The organism is Klebsiella sp. HMSC09D12, from assembly GCF_001808475.1.
In the GTDB taxonomy this organism is placed as follows: Bacteria; Pseudomonadota; Gammaproteobacteria; order Enterobacterales; family Enterobacteriaceae; genus Klebsiella; species Klebsiella oxytoca.
Window position 1 is genome coordinate 3,182 of sequence record NZ_KV793509.1, and the last position, 3,432, is coordinate 6,613.

General features: G+C 53.5%; 6 protein-coding genes. All 6 read left to right on the forward strand.

From position 1 onward, the window contains the following. Positions 1–1,239 (forward strand): phage major capsid protein (locus HMPREF3178_RS26965; protein WP_070585623.1); only part of this gene is annotated, 1,239 nt, incomplete at its 5' end. Positions 1,240–1,316: 77 nt separating this feature from the next. Beyond that, entirely contained in the window at positions 1,317–1,634 is a 318-nt protein-coding gene (locus tag HMPREF3178_RS26970; protein ID WP_019705272.1) for a head-tail connector protein, read from the forward strand. Between the two features lie 8 nt (positions 1,635–1,642). Beyond that, a complete protein-coding gene (locus HMPREF3178_RS26975; protein ID WP_070585616.1) occupies positions 1,643–1,981 on the forward strand; it encodes a phage head closure protein in 339 nt (112 codons plus the stop codon). Continuing rightward, positions 1,978–2,427, forward strand: coding sequence for an HK97-gp10 family putative phage morphogenesis protein (locus tag HMPREF3178_RS26980; protein WP_070585618.1), 450 nt, complete (start codon positions 1,978–1,980; stop codon positions 2,425–2,427). The genes HMPREF3178_RS26975 and HMPREF3178_RS26980 overlap by 4 nt, the downstream gene beginning before the upstream one ends. Next, entirely contained in the window at positions 2,424–2,771 is a 348-nt protein-coding gene (locus HMPREF3178_RS26985; RefSeq protein WP_070585619.1) for a gp17 family tail completion protein, read from the forward strand. The genes HMPREF3178_RS26980 and HMPREF3178_RS26985 overlap by 4 nt, the downstream gene beginning before the upstream one ends. Positions 2,772–2,827: 56 nt before the next feature. Further along, the coding region (locus tag HMPREF3178_RS26990) for a phage tail protein (protein ID WP_070585621.1) at positions 2,828–3,432 on the forward strand (605 nt) is incomplete at its 3' end.

Consider the following 3,432-nt stretch of genomic DNA (forward strand, 5'->3'; position numbering starts at 1 on the left):
ATGAAACTGCATGAAATGAAGCAAAAACGTAACATCATCGCCAAAGATATGCGTGCCCTGCATGACAAAATTGGCGATACACCCTGGACCGATGAGCAGCGTACTCAGTGGAACGCTGCAAAATCGGAGCTTGACGCTCTTGATGAGCGTATTGCACGCGAAGAGGAACTGCGCCGCCAGGATCAGGACTATATCCACGAAAACGAGCCGGAACAGCGCCAGCAGCAGAATCGTGATCCAGAAAACCCGGAAGCACAGGCTAACGAACGCCGTGCTGCGGCGTTTAATGCGTTTTTGCGCCGTGGTCTTGGCGAGATGAGCGCTGAAGAACGCCAGGCTTTAAAGGAGCTGCGTGCTCAGGGTACGACGCCGGATGAAAAAGGGGGTTACACCGTACCAACCCAGTTCCGCAATAAGATTGTTGAAGCACTGAAAGATTACGGTGGAATTGCCAGTGTGGCGCAAATTCTGAATACCGCCAACGGCCAGGACATTGACTGGGCAACCTCTGACGGTACTACTGAAGAAGGTGAACTGCTGGGCGAAAACACTGAAACCAGTGAAGAAGACGTGTCTTTCGGCGGTGCAACGCTGGGGGCTAAAAAACTGTCCTCTAAAATCATTCGCGTATCCAATGAACTGCTCCAGGACAGCGGCGTAGATATCGAGGCGTTCCTGGCCGCGCGTATCGCCACTCGCATCGGACGTGGTGAAGCGAAGTATCTGGTATTAGGGACCGGCACCGGCACCCCGCTGCAGCCTAAAGGGTTAGCTGCGTCGGTAACTGGCACCAAAAATACCGCAGCAGCGACCACCTTTACCTGGAAAGAGCTGAACGCACTGAAGCACTCTGTCGACCCGGCATACCGTAACGGTCCAAAGGTGCGCTGGGCCTTTAACGATGCAACGTTGCAGCTGGTGGAGGAAATGGAGGACGGACAGGGCCGCCCGCTCTGGTTACCGAACATTATCGGTGGCGCACCTGCCACTGTTCTGCAGGTGCCGTATGTCGTTGACCAGGCTATTCCTGATATCGCGGCTGGTGCCAAATTTGCCTACTTCGGCGATTTTAACCGCTTTATCGTTCGTCGCGTCACTTACATGACGCTGAAACGACTGGTTGAGCGCTACGCAGAGTACGATCAGACTGGCTTCCTGGCCTTCCACCGCTTCGACTGCGTACTGGAAGATACTGGCGCGATTAAGGCGCTGGTGGGTAAACCGGCATCTGGCGGCTAAGGCAACAATCAGCTTCAACCTCCACCGCTCCGGCGGTTTTTTTATGCCCGCAGTTCGCTGCGGGCCAGGGAAAATATATGAGCACAACGATTGAGAAGTTACGGGCTCAGTGCCGGATTGATATCGACGACACCACGGAAGATGAGGTGCTTACGCTCTATTATGGTGCTGCGCGCCGAAAGGCGGAGAACTTCATCAACCGCCATCTTTATGAAGACGAAGTGCCGGAAACTGATCCTGACGGGCTGGTGATTGCTGACGACATTCTCCTGGCGTTGATGCTGCTTGTCGGGCACTGGTATGAAAACAGAGAAGAGTCGTCAGACGCAGCAAAAACCAGCATCCCATTTGGCTTTACATCACTGATAGAGCCGTACCGCTATATTCCGCTCTAGGAGGAATTATGCAGGCAGGACGATTACGGCATCGCGTCACTATTCAGAACTTCACAATATCAAAAACACCTTCCGGCCAGCCGGTAGAAAGCTGGACTGATGGAAAAACTATCTGGGCCGAGGTTAAAGGGATCAGCGGTAGGGAGCTGCTAGCCGCTGGCGTTGAGCGTGCTGATGCCACCATTCGCGTCTGGGTGCGTTTTCGTACAGACATATCAGCTTCTTCCCGTTTGAAAGTACTGAATGGCCCATACAAAGATGCGGTCCTGAATGTCACTGGGCCTCCGATTCCGGATATAAAAGGTACCCGGCTGGAAATTCTCTGCAAACAGGGGACCGAAAAATGATTGATGTGAATCTGGATTTTTCCGGTTTAGAGGATATCGCCCGAGACCTGCAAACCCTCAGCAAAGCGGAGAATAACAAAGTCCTCCGGGATTCGACCCGCGCCGGGGCCGAAGTTCTCCGGCAGGAAGTGATTGACAGGGCTCCTGAGAAAACCGGGAAGCTGAAGAAAAACGTTGTTGTCGTCACCCAGAAAAGCCGCCGACGCGGTGAAATTTCCTCGGGGGTGCATATTCGTGGTGTTAATCCGCGAACAGGGAACAGCGACAACACCATGAAGGCCAGCAACAAGCGGAATGCTTTTTACTGGCGCTTTGTCGAACTTGGGACTGCTACGGCTCAGGCACATCCCTTTGTACGTCCCGCGTTTGATACCCGGCAGGAAGAAGCTGCACAGGCAGCAATAAACCGAATGAACAAGGCGATCGATGAGGTGCTGGCGAAATGACAGAGGATGATCTCTATGACCTGCTGTCGCCGCTGGCAGACGGGCGGGTTTATCCGTATGTGGTGCCGCTTGGCAGCGACGATTTACCCGCTGTGGCCGCTCCTTACATTATTTTCTCGATACCGACTGATGTTGCCGGAGATGTGTTCTGTGGGCAGGCCGAATCGACGCTGCACATTCAGGTAGATGTGTGGGCCAAAACGAACGATGAGGCCAGGGCGTTGCGGCTTGAGGCCCTTTCCCGGCTGGAAGTGCTTTCGCCTACTGAAGTGACAAAAATCCCCGGCTACGACACAACTACCCACCTGCACCGGGCAACGCTTGAAATAACCGTCATTGCCTGACTAAAACCAACCCAATCCGACCGCCGCTGGCGGTTTTTTCATTTATGGAGGCTGCAATGTCAGCACTATTTGAACGCGCCCAAAAAACGAAAGTAATGATTACGTCAGTGCCGGTCACTGAGGATGAACTGGATGCAGCTACCTGGCTCAACCTGAGTTGTACCATTAAACAGGCCAGCTTTACCGCCGGTCAGAAAAACGACATTGACGTGACCACGCTATGCTCCGAAGAAACGGAGAATATCAACGGACTCCCGGCCCCGTCTGAGATGTCGCTCTCCGGTAACTTTTACCGCAACCCGGCGCAGGATACGCTGCGTACTGCTTACGACAATGACGGCGTATACGGCTTTAAGGTTGTTTTCCCTTCCGGGAATGGCTCCCTGTTCCGCGCCGAAGTTCGTCAGCATACCTGGGATTCACAGACCAACGGTGTTGTTGCTGCAACGTTCTCTCTGCGTCTGAAAGGTAAGCCCGGCAATATTGATTCGACAGGTATTCTGTCATTCATCAACGATCTTTCACCTTCGCTATCAGTAGCGGCAGGAAGCGCCCTGACAATGGGTGTGGTCATCCAGGGTGGCACTGCACCTTATACCTACGTCTGGAAAAAAGGTTCGTCAACCGTCAGCGGGCAGACCAGCGCAACGTTTAATAAGGC

Bases quoted from the DNA above. Each gene is read 5' to 3' on its own strand.
- HMPREF3178_RS26970 (WP_019705272.1), top strand. From the start codon at position 1,317: ATGAGCACAACGATTGAGAAGTTACGGGCTCAGTGCCGGATTGATATC.
- HMPREF3178_RS26975 (WP_070585616.1), top strand. From the start codon at position 1,643: ATGCAGGCAGGACGATTACGGCATCGCGTCACTATTCAGAACTTCACA.
- HMPREF3178_RS26980 (WP_070585618.1), top strand. From the start codon at position 1,978: ATGATTGATGTGAATCTGGATTTTTCCGGTTTAGAGGATATCGCCCGA.
- HMPREF3178_RS26985 (WP_070585619.1), top strand. From the start codon at position 2,424: ATGACAGAGGATGATCTCTATGACCTGCTGTCGCCGCTGGCAGACGGG.